General features: G+C 69.6%; 12 protein-coding genes and 1 pseudogene. 4 read left to right on the top strand and 9 right to left on the bottom strand.

Going from position 1 to position 15,682, the window contains the following annotated elements; all coding sequences use genetic code 11:
* Positions 1–60: 60 nt before the first annotated feature.
* Positions 61–858 carry a lipoprotein gene (locus DMP23_RS41130; protein WP_043832901.1) on the top strand — a complete coding sequence of 266 codons (798 nt, stop codon included), beginning with the start codon at positions 61–63 and terminating at the stop codon, positions 856–858.
* A 60-nt stretch (positions 859–918) separates the two neighbouring features.
* Here the strand turns inward: DMP23_RS41130 and DMP23_RS41125 are convergent, their stop codons facing one another.
* Complete coding sequence (locus DMP23_RS41125; protein WP_106961329.1) at positions 919–1,410, bottom strand: DUF6912 family protein; 492 nt, start codon at positions 1,408–1,410, stop codon at positions 919–921.
* A complete protein-coding gene (locus DMP23_RS41120) occupies positions 1,407–2,804 on the bottom strand; it encodes a WS/DGAT/MGAT family O-acyltransferase (RefSeq protein ID WP_037816566.1) in 1,398 nt (465 codons plus the stop codon). Before DMP23_RS41120 ends, DMP23_RS41125 begins: the two co-directional genes overlap by 4 nt.
* A 34-nt stretch (positions 2,805–2,838) precedes the next feature.
* Here DMP23_RS41120 and DMP23_RS41115 point away from each other — a divergent pair, with 34 nt between their 5' ends.
* Complete coding sequence (locus DMP23_RS41115) at positions 2,839–3,603, top strand: TrmH family RNA methyltransferase (protein WP_337824179.1); 765 nt, start codon at positions 2,839–2,841, stop codon at positions 3,601–3,603.
* Here the strand turns inward: DMP23_RS41115 and DMP23_RS41110 are convergent.
* Complete coding sequence (locus DMP23_RS41110) at positions 3,596–3,928, bottom strand: HAD-IA family hydrolase (RefSeq protein ID WP_337824178.1); 333 nt, start codon at positions 3,926–3,928, stop codon at positions 3,596–3,598. The genes DMP23_RS41115 and DMP23_RS41110 overlap by 8 nt on opposite strands.
* A 325-nt stretch (positions 3,929–4,253) precedes the next feature.
* Between DMP23_RS41110 and DMP23_RS41105 the strand changes: the two genes are divergently transcribed.
* Positions 4,254–4,733 carry an Rv3235 family protein gene (locus DMP23_RS41105; RefSeq protein ID WP_205670141.1) on the top strand — a complete coding sequence of 160 codons (480 nt, stop codon included), beginning with the start codon at positions 4,254–4,256 and terminating at the stop codon, positions 4,731–4,733.
* A gap of 510 nt (positions 4,734–5,243) precedes the next feature.
* Here DMP23_RS41105 and secA read toward each other — a convergent pair.
* From secA to mtrA, 6 genes and pseudogenes are all read right to left on the bottom strand, one after another.
* Positions 5,244–7,799, bottom strand: a pseudogene (gene secA / locus DMP23_RS41100) (preprotein translocase subunit SecA); the annotation flags it as partial.
* 264 nt (positions 7,800–8,063) lie between these two features.
* Positions 8,064–8,747 carry a ribosome hibernation-promoting factor, HPF/YfiA family gene (hpf, locus tag DMP23_RS41095; protein WP_037816576.1) on the bottom strand — a complete coding sequence of 228 codons (684 nt, stop codon included), beginning with the start codon at positions 8,745–8,747 and terminating at the stop codon, positions 8,064–8,066.
* Between the two features lie 918 nt (positions 8,748–9,665).
* Positions 9,666–10,310, bottom strand: a complete 645-nt coding sequence (locus DMP23_RS41090; protein WP_134728084.1) for a ComF family protein — start codon at positions 10,308–10,310, stop codon at positions 9,666–9,668.
* Between the two features lie 62 nt (positions 10,311–10,372).
* Positions 10,373–12,130, bottom strand: coding sequence for an LpqB family beta-propeller domain-containing protein (locus DMP23_RS41085; RefSeq protein ID WP_037816578.1), 1,758 nt, complete (start codon positions 12,128–12,130; stop codon positions 10,373–10,375).
* The gene (gene mtrB, locus DMP23_RS41080; protein ID WP_134666969.1) at positions 12,127–13,857 is read right to left on the bottom strand and encodes an MtrAB system histidine kinase MtrB; all 1,731 of its coding nucleotides are present in this window, start codon (positions 13,855–13,857) and stop codon (positions 12,127–12,129) included. Before mtrB ends, DMP23_RS41085 begins: the two co-directional genes overlap by 4 nt.
* Positions 13,858–13,864: 7 nt before the next feature.
* The gene (gene mtrA / locus DMP23_RS41075) at positions 13,865–14,542 is read right to left on the bottom strand and encodes an MtrAB system response regulator MtrA (RefSeq protein ID WP_037355684.1); all 678 of its coding nucleotides are present in this window, start codon (positions 14,540–14,542) and stop codon (positions 13,865–13,867) included.
* A 173-nt stretch (positions 14,543–14,715) separates the two neighbouring features.
* On the opposite strand from mtrA, the gene DMP23_RS41070 reads away from it, so the two are divergent.
* Positions 14,716–15,501, top strand: a complete 786-nt coding sequence (locus tag DMP23_RS41070; RefSeq protein WP_037816581.1) for an IclR family transcriptional regulator — start codon at positions 14,716–14,718, stop codon at positions 15,499–15,501.
* Positions 15,502–15,682 lie beyond the last annotated feature (181 nt).

Below are 15,682 nucleotides of genomic sequence, written 5' to 3'. Positions count from 1 at the left end.
CGGACCCGCCCGTTGTGCTTGGCTTGAGGCACTTTACGGCCGGTCAGAGAGGGTTTTCGGATGCGCAGGACGGCCGTGGCGGGTGTCGCCGCGCTGCTGGCGATCGCCTCGGCGGGTTGTTCCAGCACCCCGGAACCGCAACGCTTCACCGACGCCCGCGCGCTCGCGGACGCCGCTTCGGCCGCGACCTTGGCCGGGCACACCGCGAAGTTCACCGCTGACGTCACCACCGGAACCCTCGTGTCCCACGGGCAGGGCCAGGCGAAATTCGACCCCGCCGGAACGTCGCTCTCGATGACGACGGACTACGTCGGCGAGCCGATCGAACTGCGCCTGGTGGACAAGACGCTGTACGCGAAGGTGCCGGAAAGCGCGCGAGACCAGGTCAGCGACCACAAAGCGTGGGTGAAGGTGTCGCCGGACGGCACCGATCCGCTCTCGCAGGTGCTGGGCGGCAGCCTGGCGCAACTGGCCGAGCAGAACGACCCGGCGCGCACCCTGGCGCAGGTCCGCACGGCGGGAACCGTGGCGTCCAGCGAGCAGACCACCCTCGACGGAGCCTCGGCCGAGCACTATCACCTGACCGTCGACCTGGGGAAACTCGGCTCGGAACTGCCCGGTGGGCTTCCCGCCGAAGCGCTGACCCGGCTCGGCGACCGCGGCAAGACGGTGCCGTTCGACCTTTGGCTGGACCCGCAGCACCGGCCGATGCAGCTGGTCCTGGACCTGACGCCGGTCATGCAAGCCACCGGGCAGACCGGCGTCGCCACGGTCAAGGCGCACTACACGGACTGGAACTCCCCGGTCACCGTGAACGCCCCCGCCCCGGCGGAGATCGGCGTCCTCACCGGCGGCTGACGTGCCGTGAAGGGCTCCTTGAGGGAATCTGATTCCCTCAAGGAGCCCTTCACGGACCCGCTAAAGCAGTTCGAGCAGGAAGGGCAGCTCCTGCAGCGCGTACCAGGCCAGCTCGTGGTCTTCGGCGTCGCCGAGGGTGAACTCGGCGTCCTCGTCGCCGAGGTCAGCGGCGTCGATCACCGCCGCCGCTGCGGCCACCGCTTCCTCGGCCTCGGCCGAGTCCACGTGGATCGCCGCGATCTGGGACTTCGGCACCGGACCGGCGAGGCGCACGACGGCCGCGTCCAGATCCGGCCGCAGCGTCGCGTCGTCGACGTCGACCGAGACCACGGCCCGCCGCGGTTCGGCCTTTTCCTCAGCGGCGATCAGGCGCAGCGAGGCGCGGGCCGCGTCCAGCAACGCCGCGTATTCCAGTTCCTCGTCGGAACCGCTCGCGTACGCCTCGCGCAGGGCGGGCGTCAGCGCGAAACCGGTGCCGCTGCGAGCGCGGAACTCGCCATTGGCCTCCAGGTCGCGCAGCATCGCGATCGTCGCAGGCAGATAAACCCTCACCAGTGCGCACCCTTCAGCTCTTCCAGTGCTTCTTCGATCATCCCGCCGAGCAGCCCGACGTCGAACGCGGCCTTGCGGTCGCCGTTGAGTCCGAAGTAGACACCGCCGTGGTAGGAGGTGACCCCGATCGCCAGCGCCTGCGTGCGCATCAGCGGCATCACCGGGAACATCTCCACCAGTCTCGCCTCTCCGGCATACATCGGCACCTGCGGCCCCGGCGAATTCGTGATCATCAGGTTGAAAATCCGCCCGGACAGCGATCCGCCCGCCCGAGCGCCGAGCGAATGCAGCGTCGCCGGCGCGAACCCGCTCACCTTCAGCAACCCGCGCGCGGCCACCGATCTTCCCGAATTCAGGTGCTCGGCCATCGCGTGGCCGATGTGCTGCAGCCGCAGCACCGCGCTCGGCTCGCCGACCGGCAGGTCGATCAGGTAGGCCGCGACCTCGTTGCCGACCAGCGCAGGAGTCGCGAACTCGGCCGTTTCGGCGTCGGTGACCGCCATCGGCACGAGCGCGCGCACGGTCTCGGTCGGCGTGAGGTGCTCCCCGCGCGACAGCAGCCATTCCCGCAGCGCACCGGTGATCGCGGCGAGGATGACGTCGTTGACCGTGCCCCCGTGGTCCGCGCGGATCTTGCGGAAATCCTCCAGCCGCGTGCGCACGACCGAGAACACGCGGCCGCCGGAGACCCGGACGTTCAACGGCCCGGGCGGCGCGGGTCGGGTGATCGTCGCCGCGACGCCACCGAGCGTCTCGACGGCCTTGCTCACCGTGGTCACCGCGTCACCGGCGATGGAGCGCACGTTTTCGATCAGCTCGCCGGGCCGTTGCACGGTCTCGCTCATCGCGTCGAGCACCAGCTGCGCACGGCTGGGCTCGCGCCGCGGCGCCCACATGTCCTCGAACGGCTCGGGCGGTTCGGGAGTCTCGTCGAGGATGAGCTGGCCGAGGTCGATCGTGCCGACACCGTCCACAACGGACTGGTGCGTTTTCGTCACCATCGCGACCCGGTCGCCGGCCAGCCCCTCGACGAAATACGCCTCCCACAGTGGGCGTTCCGGCGCGAGCCGGCGCGACATCAGCCGCGCGACCAGGTCGAACAGCTGGTCGTCGCTGCCCGGCTGGGGCAGCGCGGAGCGGCGGACGTGGTAGTTCAGGTCGAAGTCGACGTCGTCCACCCACACCGGGCGCGCGAGGTGCCCCGGCACGCCGAGCACGCGCTGGCGGTAGCGGGGCAGGAACGCCAGCCGGGCGGCGACGAGGTCGAGGACCTGCTCGTAGGTGAACCCGGACGACGGCCGTTCGAAGATCGCCACGCCCCCGACGTGCATCGGCGTCGTCTGGTCCTCGACGTACAGGAACGAGGCGTCCAGCGCGGACAGGCGGTCGGGCATGAGCCGATCCTTACACAATGCGAGACTGGCCGGTGTGGGTGATGAGCTGGCGGGTTCGCCGAAAGACCGCTTCCTGACCGTCTACGGGCGCAAACCCGTGCTGGAGGCACTGGGCGATCCGGATCTGCGCGTGGACAAGGTGATCCTCGCCGACACCGCGCGCGGCCCCGCCGCCGCGGAAATCCAGCGCGCCGCGAAAGCCGCCGGGGTGCCCGTGCAGCGCGCGAGCGCACACCGGGTGAAAGTGCTGGCCGGCAACGGAAAACAAGACCAGGGCGTACTGGCCGACGTCGTCGCGCCGCGAATGCGCGCCCTCGCCGCGGCCCTCGACGACCGCCGCCCACCGGCCCGGCTGCTGCTCCTGGACGGCATCACCACACCGGCCAACGTCGGAATGATCCTGCGCACCGCGACGGCCGCCGGGCTGTCGGGCGTAATCGTGCCGCGCCGGGGCGTCGCCGCGCTGGATCCGATGGTGGTGAAATCCTCGGCAGGCGTTGCCTTCCGGGCACCGGTACTGCGCTGCGGATCGGCGCGCGAGGCGGCGGAAATGCTGGTGGAAGCCGGATACAGCCTGTTCGCACTCGGTGCCTCTGCGTCGACCTCGGTGTTCGACGCGGAGCTGCCGCAGCGTTCGGCCTTCGTACTGGGCGGCGAAACCGAAGGCGTCGGCGAGGCAGTTGCCGAGTTGGTGACGGAATGGCTGTCCATCCCGATGCCCGGCGACGTCGAATCACTGAACGTCTCCGCCGCGGCCGCTGTGCTGTCGTTCGAGTTGGTGCGACGCGGGGTCAACTGAACAACGCCGCCAGCTCGTCGAGAGTTTCGGCGATGCTGCGGTGATGCACGCCGACCATGCCCGCGGCGACCGCCCCGCGCACGTTCCGCTCGGCGTCGTCCACGAACACACACCGCGGCGCGGCCAGCCCGATCCGCTCAGCCGCGACAAGATAAATCTCGCGGTTCGGCTTGGCGACGCCGACCTCGCCGGAGAAGACGAGCGCGTCAAAGTATTGCGCCAGCTCGGTTTTCACCCCAGGGGCGGCTCCGGGTGCGTTCGAGACGAGCGCGGCGTCCGGGTCGGTTAGGACTCCGGCGTAGTCGACGAGCAAGCCTTTCAGCACTTCGCCAGCCTAACTGCTTGTTCTGCCGGTCGGGTTTCCTCGGCAGGTCAGCACGATGCGCGTTGCGGTTATTCGGGCAGGGCCGCCCAGGGCCGCGCGGGATTCACGTCATCGCCTCCGGTGCGCTCAACGTGGCGCGCGCACTGGCCACACTCGTCGCGGGCGTCCTGCGCCCACTGCTGCCGGGAAGCCCCTTAGCGCATCAAGCTCATCCCGTCTGCGCCAATCTGCCCTTTTCGCCGGATCAGGCACTCAACGTCCCATCCCCCGGCCCCTGGACGCACTAACCCGCGGGTGGACGTCCATGTTTCGGGGAGGGAACTCAATGACGAACCACAGCCTCCGGCCGCTGGCTGCGGTCCCGGAGGTCAAGGGGCGGCGCAGGCATCGGCGCGGTCGGTGGCCGTCGCCGCACGAACTGCCGCCTGCCGGGCATCGGCTGGTGCGGCTTGCCGATCCGCCTACTGGGCAGCGGCTGAGCCAGCGGCTCAACGCCATACTCGAAGTCCTCGCCGGGCGGCGGGCGGCCGGGCAGATCCGTCCGCTCGTGGACGAGGCGTTGTTTTCCCGGCTCAGCAGCCAAGGGCTGATGCCGGGCATCCGCCATCACGTCGCCGGGGAGTTGCGCGTCTGCCGTCCGGCCGAGACCGCATTGGAAACCAGCACGATCATCCACTCCGGACCCCGGGTGCTGGCCCTGGCGGCCCGGTTCGAGCGCACGCGGACGGGGTGGGTGTGCACGCGGTTTCACGTGCTCGCGCCGCGCGCCGAGATCGCGCAGGCTGGTCGGTCCTCAGTGGCCTGATTCCCAATGGGACACGTGTCCTGAAGATTAGGACAGGGATCCTGCAGCAAGTCCACTGTGGAGACAAAAAGAACGGCAGCACGAGGGTTCTCGTGCTGCCGTTCTCAGTCGATACCGTCCACAGTGGACGGAGTTAGGCACGCGTCAGCGACGCGGGCCCTTCTTGCCCTTCTTCGCCTGTGCCCGCTCGGCGGCCCGGCGTTCGCGGCGGGTGCCGCCCGCGGCTCCGGCGTCCGCGTCGTTCGCGCTGTCCGAATGGGACTCGACGCCGCCGCCCTCGGAGGGGCCGGACATGGTCAGTCCGGATTGGACACCGCCGCCGCCGAGTCCCTTGCCGCGCAAGGCGGACGGGACCGAATCGGAGTCGGTGGCCGGGGGCTGCGGCGGGGCGGGGCGGGCGTGCTTGCCCTCGTCCTCGCCCTGGTTGCCGAAGGCGCCCGCCGCCGCGGCGGTCGCGGACGTGACTCCGCCCGGGAGCGCCGACGGTTCCGGCTGCTGCACGGTTTCCGGCTCGGCGCGCTCGACCTGAAGGTTGAACAGGAAGCCGACGGCCTCCTCCTTCAGCGAGTCGAGCATCGCGCGGAACATGTCGAAGCCCTCGCGCTGGTACTCGATCAGCGGGTCGCGCTGCGCGAGCGCCCGCATGCCGATGCCCTCCTTGAGATAGTCCATCTCGTAGAGGTGCTCGCGCCACTTGCGGTCCAGCACGGTGAGCATGACCTGGCGCTCGAGGCGGCGCATCGAGCCTTCCTCGCCGACCAGTTCGTCGATCTCGGCCTCGCGCTTGGCGTACGCGTCGAGCGCGTCGTCGACCAGCGCCTGGCTGAGCGATTCCGCGTCGAGGTCGCCGTCCTCGATCAGGTCGTCCCAGTCGAGGCTCACCGGGTACAGCGTCTTCAGCGCGGTCCACAACTGCTCGTGGTCCCAGTCCTCGGCGTAGCCCTGGGAGGTCGCGCCCGAGACGTACGCCTTCACCACGTCGACGATCATGTGCTCGATCTGCTCGCGCAGGTCCTCGCCCTCGAGCACGCGGTGGCGCTCGGCGTAGATCACCTTGCGCTGCTCGTTCATGACCTCGTCGTACTTGAGGACGTTCTTGCGGGTCTCCATGTTGAGCTGCTCGACCTGGGTCTGCGCGCTCTTGATCGCCTTGGAGACCATCTTGTGCTCGATCGGCACGTCGTCCGGCAGCCGCATCGTCGTCATGATGCGCTCGACCAGCACCGCGTTGAACCGGCGCATCAGGTCGTCGCCCAGCGACAGGTAGAACCGCGATTCGCCGGGGTCGCCCTGCCGTCCGGAACGACCGCGCAGCTGGTTGTCGATGCGCCGGGACTCGTGCCGCTCGGTGCCGAGCACGTAGAGCCCGCCCGCCTCGCGGACGACGTCGGCTTCGGCGCGCGCCTCTTCCTTGATCTCCTCGAGCACCTTCGGCCACGCGGCCTCGTACTCCTCGGAGTGCTCGACCGGGTCGAGGCCGCGCTCGCGCAGCACCTCGTCGGCCATGATGTCCGGGTTGCCGCCGAGCACGATGTCGGTACCGCGGCCCGCCATGTTCGTGGCGACGGTGACCGCGCCCTTCCGGCCGGCGCGCGCGACGATCAGCGCTTCCTTGTTGTGGTACTTCGCGTTCAGCACTTCGTGCGGCACGCCCAGCTTGAGCAGCAGCTTCGACAGGTGCTCGGACTTCTCCACGCTCGTGGTGCCGACCAGCACCGGCTGGCCCTTTTCGTGCCGTTCGGCGATGTCCTCGGCGACGGCCTCGAACTTGGCCTGCTCGTTCTTGTAGATCAGGTCGGCGCGGTCCGCGCGGACCATCGGCCGGTTCGTCGGGATCGGCACCACGCCGAGCTTGTAGGTCTGGTGGAACTCGGCCGCCTCGGTCTCGGCGGTACCGGTCATGCCGGACAGCTTCTTGTAGAGCCGGAAGTAGTTCTGCAGCGTGATCGTGGCGAGCGTCTGGTTCTCCGCCTTGATCTCGACGCCTTCCTTGGCCTCGATCGCCTGGTGCATGCCCTCGTTGTAGCGGCGGCCGACCAGGATGCGCCCGGTGAACTCGTCGACGATCATGACCTCGCCGTCGCGGACGATGTAGTCCTTGTCCTTGTGGTAGAGCTCCTTGACCTTCAACGCGTTGTTCAAGTAGCCGACCAGCGGGGTGTTCGCCGCCTCGTACAGGTTCTCGATGCCGAGCTGGTCCTCGACGAACCGGACGCCCTTCTCGGTGACCGCGACGGTGCGCTTCCGGACGTCGGTCTCGTAGTGGTACTTCGAGTTGATCAGGTTGGCCTTTTCGACCCGTTCGCGCGTACCCATCGTGGTGGTGTCGATGCCCTGCATCAGCGGCGCGAGCCGGGCGAACTCGACGTACCACCGCGACGACTGGTCCGCCGGGCCGGAGATGATCAGCGGGGTGCGCGCCTCGTCGATGAGGATCGAGTCGACCTCGTCGACGATCGCGAAGTTGTGCCCGCGCTGCACGCATTCGTCGAGCGACCAGGTCATGTTGTCGCGCAGGTAGTCGAAGCCGAACTCGTTGTTCGTGCCGTAGGTGACGTCGGCGTTGTAGTGCTTGCGCCGTTCCTGCGGGTCCTGCTCGGCGACGATGACGCCGACCTCGAGACCGAGGAAGCGGTGGATGCGGCCCATCCACTCGGCGTCGCGCTTGGCGAGGTAGTCGTTGGTGGTGACGACGTGCACGCCGTCCCCGGGGATGGCGTTCAGGTAGGCCGCGAGGACACAGGTCAGCGTCTTGCCCTCGCCGGTCTTCATCTCGGCGACCTGGCCGAGGTGCAGCGCGGCCCCGCCCATGAGCTGGACGTCGTACGGCCGCTGGCCGAGCACCCGGTGCGCGGCTTCCCGCGCGACGGCGAAGGCCTCCGGCAGCAGTTCGTCCAGGGATTCGCCCTTGCCGTACCGCTCGCGGAACTCGTCGGTCTTGGCCCGCAGTTCGGCGTCCGACAGGTCCTTCACGTCGTCTTCGAGGGTGTTGATGTGATCGGCGATGTTGCGCAGCCGCTTCACCATCTTGCCCTCGCCCGCGCGGAGCAGGCGGTTCAGCACCATCCGGTCGACCTCACTAGCTGATCATGATCGCGCCCAGGCCGTTCCCGGGCAGTAAATCGCCACGGCTGGCGCCCGTGTGCGCCGCCGCCGTCTCCCCCATCGTAGGGAACGCGGCCTGGTCCGCGCACGCACGTCGTCGCAGAAGGTCACGGAAGGTTTGCACAGGTCCCGACGAAGGTCGTGCCGCGGGTCGCGCTCCGGGCACGCGGACGGCCCGCACGCGTTCGCGTGCGGGCCGCCGGTGCGGTTTTGTCCCTGGCTGGATCAGCCCAGCCGGATCACGCCGTAGTCGAAGCCCTTTCGCCGGTAGACGACACTCGGCCGGCCGGCCTCGGAGTCGTTGAACAGGTAGAAGTCGTGGCCGACCAGCTCCATCTCGTAGAGAGCCTGGTCCACCGTCATGGGATCCGCGTCGTGTTGCTTCTCGCGGACGACGCGGCCGGGCTGATGGCCCAGGTCCTCGTCTTCCCAGCGCCCCTGCCGGGGAATGTCGCCCGCACTCGTCGCCGCGAAACCGTTCACCATGGGTTCGGTCGCGTCGGGTGCGTCCAGGACGGCCGTGCCCATGGCGGGCCCGGCGACGGCATCGGATCCGCCGACCATCGAGGTCGCCTCGGCGACCGACTCCGGACGGCTGCGTCCGTAATGCACGCGCCTGCGGTCGTGTGTCCGCCGGAGCCGGTTTTCCAGCTTGGTGACGGCGGAGTCGAGCGCTGCGTAGAAGTCGGCTGCGCTCGCTTCCGCGCGAACAGCCGGACCGCGGCCCTTCCCGGTGATCTCGACGCGCTGGCAGCTCTTGGCCTGCCTGCGGTTGGGCTCGTGGAAGAGCTCCACGTCGTAGCGGATGACCTTCTTGTCGTAGCGCTCAAGGCGGGCCAGCTTTTCGCTGACAAGCGCCCGGTAATGCTCGGGCACCTCCACGTTGCGGCCCTTAACGACGATGTCCATACACGACCTCCCTCGCTGAGGAAACTGCGAGCTGTTGTGTTCTCACGGCACCGGTACTGAACGGCTACTGCACGGGTTCGGCGGGCTGATAAAGAATTCGCGACCGGATCACGACGTCTCGTGGCGGTAGCGCGAACGCGGACTCAGCGGGCCGCCGGCGCCAGGGACATGGGCTGCACACCTCCCTGCCTGCGGGTATTGCTGATAGCGGAGCACGTTAGCTTCATCACGCCGTCCGCAACAGCCCCCGAGCCGGGGGATGTCACGATCCGGGAACTCGTCACGGGGCGCAGTGAATCATGCGTGCGCAGCCCGGAACCGCCGCTCGGAAGGCCGAGCGCGCGTGCCCAAGTTTCACGCGGACGGCTCAACAGAGCGGCACCTCGGACGCCGAGGGTGACCGGCCCCTGCAGCACAGCCGCCACCTCGGTGGACTGCCCCGTCGCGGGGGTGATTCCGGCCTCGACCCTCATGCCCCGACAACGGGCGACGAGGAGAGGAGGTTCCCTCTTGACATCACTCGTGTAGGTGACACCTGGCGGTAGTGGGCATGCGAACGCGAGTTGCCTCCCCGGCGAGAAAGCGGACGGACGTTTTCGGGCGGACGGTTTTTGGAATCGTTCCGTTTTGGCCGGACACGGAGTGGAGGATCGGTTTCCGCGTAACCGGATTTCGGTTTCCGCGCTCGCCGAACTGGGGCGCGCGGCGGATTCGCGGGCGGCCAGGGGCGCGCTCGGGCTCCCGATTCGCGCACGGCCAGAGCACGCTCAGGTTCCCGATACGCGCACGGCCAAGGCACATCCGGGTCCGGATCCGCGCACGCCAGGGCACGCCCGGGTCCCCGAAACGCGCACGGCCAAGGCACATCCGGGTTCCGGAAGTGGGGCAGACCGCCTTTCAACGTGGGACAGGCTCCCTTCAGACTGTCGCCAGCAGGGCCAGCACCGCCACCACCGGCACGCCCGCGTTTTTCAACGCCGTGACGCATGCGGCGGACGTGGCGCCTGTGGTGATCACGTCGTCCACCACCACGACCCGCGTGCCCGGCGGCGGACGCCCTGCCTCGGCGAATCGCAGCCGTCCCTCCAGATTGGCCGTCCGTTCCGCCCTGCTCAGCCCGACCGCGTCCCGCCCGCCCTTCAGCACCAGGGCAGGCGCGACATACGCTCCCGTCAGCCGAGCGGCTTCCGAGGCGATTCGCTGGACGTGCGGACCGCCGCGCACCCGTGAAGCGATCCGGCGGCTCGGCGCTGGAACCAGGCACCAAGGACTGGCGCGAGGACCGCCGGAAGGCAACGCCGTCAGCCCGGCCGCCAGTACCCGGCCCAAAAACGGGGCAACGTCCCGACGGCGGCGTTCCTTGCAGGCGATCAAGATTCGCTTGGCGGCACCCGTGTAGCGAGCCAAGGCGTAGGCCGGGACCAGCGCTGCCAAAGGCGCGCGGAATACCGCAGTGGGGGACCCCCACGTCGTGGAGCATCCGGCGCACACGGGCGCGCCGCGGGTTTCACAGCCTGCGCAGTAGGTCGGCAGGAGCAGGTTCAAGAGCAGTCTCAGCAACATGACTCCGAGTGTGCACCCGACCACCGACAGTTTTCGGCCGCGCGAGCACCGGAGCCCGGAAATCACCCCGGATAGAACGGATCCGCGTTCTGCATCGAGTGCGCCTGCGGCCGCCACACCTCGCCCAGTTCGGTCGCCGTCCACAGGCCCCCGGCGTCCGCGACCACGATCGGCTGGCTCGGGGCGGACGCGACCGCCCGCACCGGCGCGGTGAGGTTCGAGCTGTTGTAAGCGTCCATCCGCCGTCCGTCGATCGACAGCCGCTGGACCGGCTGCGAGGGCGAGGACGTCGCGGCAACCAGGGTGTCCGGCGTCGAGCCCCAGTCCACGTCCAGCACGTCAGTGAGCACGCCGGGCTGCAGCACCCGCGGCTCGCGCAAGGTGACCGTGTCGCCACTGCGCACCACCGACGCCACGACCAGCTGGCCGTTCACCGTCGCGGCCACGCGGGCGCCGTCCCGGGAAAGCCGCAGGACGCCGATCGACCCCAGCGCCAGCAGGTCGTTCGCGTTGACGCTCTGGCGCAGCCAGTGGCCGTTCGGGTCGAGGACCATCCGCGCGATGATCGAATGGTCGACGACCGTCCACACCTCGTTCGACGGCCCGGCCCCGGCCTGTGCCGGACGCCAGGTCGGGCGGCTCAGCGAACCGCCGCCGAGGTCGACCGTCGGCAGGTCGCGGCCGAGGTCGCCGATGCGCAGCCGCACGCGGTCGCCGTCCTGCTCGACCACCGCGAGGCGTTTGCCGTCGATCGACTCGGCCGCGCTCACCACCGGGTACGCGCCGTTGCCCACCGCGCCCGGGATCGGCGCGCCGTCGCTCAGCGACCGGACCCGGCCGCCGACCGTCATCAGCCCGTTCGGCGACGAGGAAGCGTTGTACGAGGGCAAATCGGTGCTGCGCCAGTACTCGTGACCCGCCACGAGCGGCGCGCCGTCGGCGAGCAGCCGGATCCGCGTGGACGTGACCGTCTGCATGGACAGCACGATCTGCGCGGCGATCAGGGACCGCGTGTCCGCGCCGACGCCGGTGAGTCCGCTCAACTGCACGGTCAGCGAGCCGTCGTCGTTGTTCTTCACGTTGTTCTCGAGCGACACCCCGTCGCCGAACAGGTTTTTCACCGCGCCGGTGAGCCCGGCGGACGGGCCCTGGAGGATCAGGTCCATCACCCGTCCCGGCATGCCCGACTGCGGTTTCGCCGGGACGTAGCGCAGATCCGGCGCGAAGGATCCGGAGTCGGGCGAGTAGAAGCTCACCACGACCGGGTTGTAGTTGCCGTCGAACTCGTCGTCGGTCACCAGCAGCACCGGCGGGGGCGGGCTGGAGATCCGCCATTGCCCGTCGGCCTGCTTGCGCACCTGGAAGGTCTGTTCGGCCGGACCGCTGCCGGGGATGAACGCGGAATCCGCGCTCAGCGTGCCGAGCACCGAACCGCGCACGGTGACCGTGCGGACGTTCGGGTCCGGCGCGGTCGACGACGGAGTGGGCGTGGTGGTGGCGCCGGTGCTGGCCGTCGGGTCGTAGACCGTGCTGAAGGTCTTGTCGATGATCGTGAACGAGCGGTTCGGCCGCCACGCGCCGCGCTGTTTGTCGTCGAGGAACGCCCGCGAGGCCGCGTTGCCCGACCGCGGATCGGCGTTGGCCTTGATGAACAGCCGCACGATGTCGAGCGGTTCGGCGTTGGCCGGCGGTTCCGGCGCGTTGTTGGCCTGCTGGGGCGCCTTTTCGACCGACACCACGACCGGCAGCGATTCCTGCGGAACGTTCGCGCAGCTCACGAGCACCAGTGCGCAGGCGAGAAGGACGAGCACTCGCCTCACTGACCGACCTCCTCCCGGTCCGGCGCCGGATCGGCGAGGATCGCCTCCGGCGCGGGATGCAGTTCGGCGACCGACGACGGCGACAGCGTGATCTCCGAAACGGCGTCCGGCGGCGGCAGCACCAGCGGGCTGTCCGCGATCGGCACGCCTTGCCTGCGCGGCACCACGAGCCGGAAGCACGCGCCGTGTCCCGGCTCGCCCCACGCGTCGAGGACGCCGCCGTGCAGCCGCGCGTCCTCCTGGCTGATCGCGAGGCCGAGCCCGGTGCCGCCGGTGCGCCGGTTGCGCGACGGGTCGGCGCGCCAGAACCGGTTGAACACCAGGTCGGCCTCCCCCGCCCGCAGGCCGACGCCGTAGTCCCGGACGGTGATCGCGACCGCGGACTCGTTCACCGCGACCGTCAGCACCACGGGTTTGCCCTCGCTGTGGTCGACGGCGTTGGCGAGCAGATTGCGCAGGATCCGTTCGATGCGCCGCGCGTCCACCTCGGCGGAGGTGTCCTCATCCGGCAGCACCAGTTCGACCGCGCTGCCCGCGGTCCCGGCGAGCACCCGCACCTGCTCGACCGCGCGCGTCGCGATCGGCCGCACGTCGATGTACTCCGCCGACAGCTCCTCGACGCCCGCGTCGAGCCTGCTGATCTCCAGCAGGTCGCCGAGCAGTGCCTCGAACCGGTCGAGCTCGTCGACCAGCAGTTCGGTCGAGCGGGCGAGGCCGGGCGGGAACTGCTCGCGGGAGGCGTGCAGCACGTCGGCGGCCATCCGCACGGTGGTCAGCGGGGTGCGCAGCTCGTGCGACACGTCGGAGGTGAACCGGCGCTGCAGCCCGCCGAATTCCTCGAGCTGGCGGATCTGGTTCTGGATGCTGGCCGCCATGCTGTTGTAGGACACCGCGAGTTTGGCGAGGTCGTCCTCGCCCACGACGGCGAGCCGCTGGTCGAGGTCGCCGCCGGCGAACTGCTCGGCCGCCGCGACGGCTTGCCGGACCGGCCGGACCACCTGCCGGACCACCAGGTTCGTGATGCCGGCAAGCAACAGCAGCAGCACGATCCCGGCGACGAACAGCGTGTTCTGCACTGTCGACACGGTGGTCTGCTCGCTGGTGAGCGGGAACAGCAAGTACAGCTGCAGCGGACTGGCCGCGGTCGACAGCGGAGTGCCGACGATCAAGTAAGTGGTCCGGACGCCGTTCTCGTCGACAGTGTGCTCAAGCCGGGCGAGATGGTCGGCCTCGACGAACTGGCGCAGCCGCTCCGGCACCGCGGGGAACGGCCCGACGTACACCGGGTCGGCGTCCGACTGGCCGCGGCCGACGCTGGCCAGCACCGGCTCGAAGGTGCCCGCGGTGGAACCCGCGCGCGACGAGGACGTGGTCGAGATCTTCTTGAGCGCGTTCTGCAGGCGCGTGTGCAGCGCCTCCGGGGACTCGCCGCCGATCCCGACCAGTTCGCGCGTTGCGGTGTCGGCCAGCGCCTGGGTCTGCTCGATCGCGGCGCGGCGTTTGGTGTCCAGCAGCCGTTCGGTGATCTGGTTCTGCAGGACCATGCCCAGCACGAACACCACGGCCGAGGACAGCGCGAGCGTCGAGATCGTGACGCGGAACTGCAGCGAGTGCTTCCACAGCTCGTTGAACGCCACCGCGCGGCGGCGTGCGAAAACCACGACCCGGGCCGAAAGCCGAGCCGTGGCGCGGGCGGCGGCGCGGAGCCGCCCCGCGAAACCGGTCATCGCACAATCACGGCGGGCCGGCCTTGTACCCGACCCCGCGCACCGTCAGCACCACCTCAGGGTGCTCCGGATCCTTCTCCACCTTCGAGCGAAGGCGCTGGACGTGCACGTTCACCAGCCGGGTGTCGGCCGCGTGCCGGTAGCCCCACACCTGTTCGAGCAGCACCTCGCGGGTGAACACCTGGCGCGGCTTGCGGGCCAGCGCCACGAGCAGGTCGAACTCGAGCGGCGTCAGCGGGATCGCCTTGCCGTCGCGGGTGACCTCGTGTCCGGGAACGTCGATCGCGAGATCGCCGATGGTGAGCGATTCGGCGGGCTCGGCCTCGGTGCGGCGCATCCGGGCGCGCACGCGGGCGACGAGTTCCTTCGGCTTGAACGGCTTGACCACGTAGTCGTCGGCGCCGGACTCGAGCCCGAGCACGATGTCCACGGTGTCGCTCTTCGCGGTGAGCATGACGATCGGCACGCCGGACTCGGCGCGGATCGCTTTGCACACGTCGATGCCGTTCATGCCGGGCAGCATGAGGTCGAGCAGGACCAGGTCCGGTTTCAGCTCCCGCAGCGCGGGAAGCGCGCGCGAACCGTCCGCGACCACCGCGGTGTCGAACCCTTCGCCGCGCAGGACGATGGTGAGCATCTCCGCCAGCGCCGGGTCGTCGTCGACCACCAAGACACGTGCCTTCATGACCACATGTTCGCACTACCTCCCGCACCCGTGCGCACGACCCGCGCGTTTGACCACCGGAAAGATCAAGATCACCGACCCGGTTGGGCCATCCGGACGCCTCGGGCGCCCGGCCGCGGCCGGATTCGCCCGCTCAGCCGAACAGATCGCAGCCGAGCGGTTACTGTTGCGCTATGCGGAACCAGGACTCGGGAAACGCAACGGGAAGCGCGGTGCAGTCCGTCGACCGGGCGATCACCGTCCTGGAGCTGCTGGCCCGCAACGGCGAAACGGGCATCACCGAGATCGCGGGCGAGCTGGGCGTGCACAAGTCCACCGCGTCCCGGCTGCTGAGCGTGCTGGAGGCGCACGGGCTGGTCGAGCAGCTGGGCGAACGCGGCAAGTACGCGATCGGGTTCGGCGTCGTCCGGCTGGCGGGCGCCGCGACCGGCCGGATGGACCTGGCGAAGCTCGGCAGGCAGACCTGCCAGTCGCTCGCCGAGGAACTGGGCGAGACGGTCAACATCGCGATCGCCGACGACGGCGTCGCGATCAACATCAGCCAGGCGCGCGGGTCGGCGGCGATCACCACGCAGAACTGGACCGGGCAGCGCACGCCGCTGCACGCCACGTCCAGCGGCAAGGTCCTGCTCGCCGCGATGGACGACGCCGAGCGCAAGCGGATGCTCGCGCACGAATTAGAGCAGTACACGCCGCGCACCACGGTCGACCGGGACGAGCTGGCGGCCGAACTGGACCGCGTCGCCGAGGACGGCTACGCGGCCTCGTTCGAGGAGCTGGAACTGGGCATGCACGCGGTCGCGGTGCCGGTGCGCGGCCCCGGCGGCGAGGTCGTCGCGGCGATGAGCGCGTCCGGTCCGTCCTACCGGCTGTCCAAACAGCGGATCCGGCAGATCGTCGCGCCGATGGCGGAAGCGGCGCGGGAGCTTTCCGCTCAGCTCGGCTACTTTTCCGCGTGACCCCGGCGGCCGCGGCGGCTCTCTTGACAGCACGCCCGCGATCCCGCAATTTGTGAGTTGCAGCAGACGGAACATCGATCTCCATCCGCAACGCGTCCGTTCCCCGGCGGGGGCGTTCCGGCATGCCTGTCTCGTCCCGAGCCGGGCCGTCCGCGACGGCCGGCAGGCAGGAGGTACCTCG

Source organism: Amycolatopsis sp. A1MSW2902, assembly GCF_017312175.1.
Classification (GTDB): domain Bacteria; phylum Actinomycetota; class Actinomycetes; order Mycobacteriales; family Pseudonocardiaceae; genus Amycolatopsis; species Amycolatopsis nivea.
Note: the sequence above shows the minus strand (reverse complement) of the source record. Positions and strands in the feature narration are given on the sequence as shown.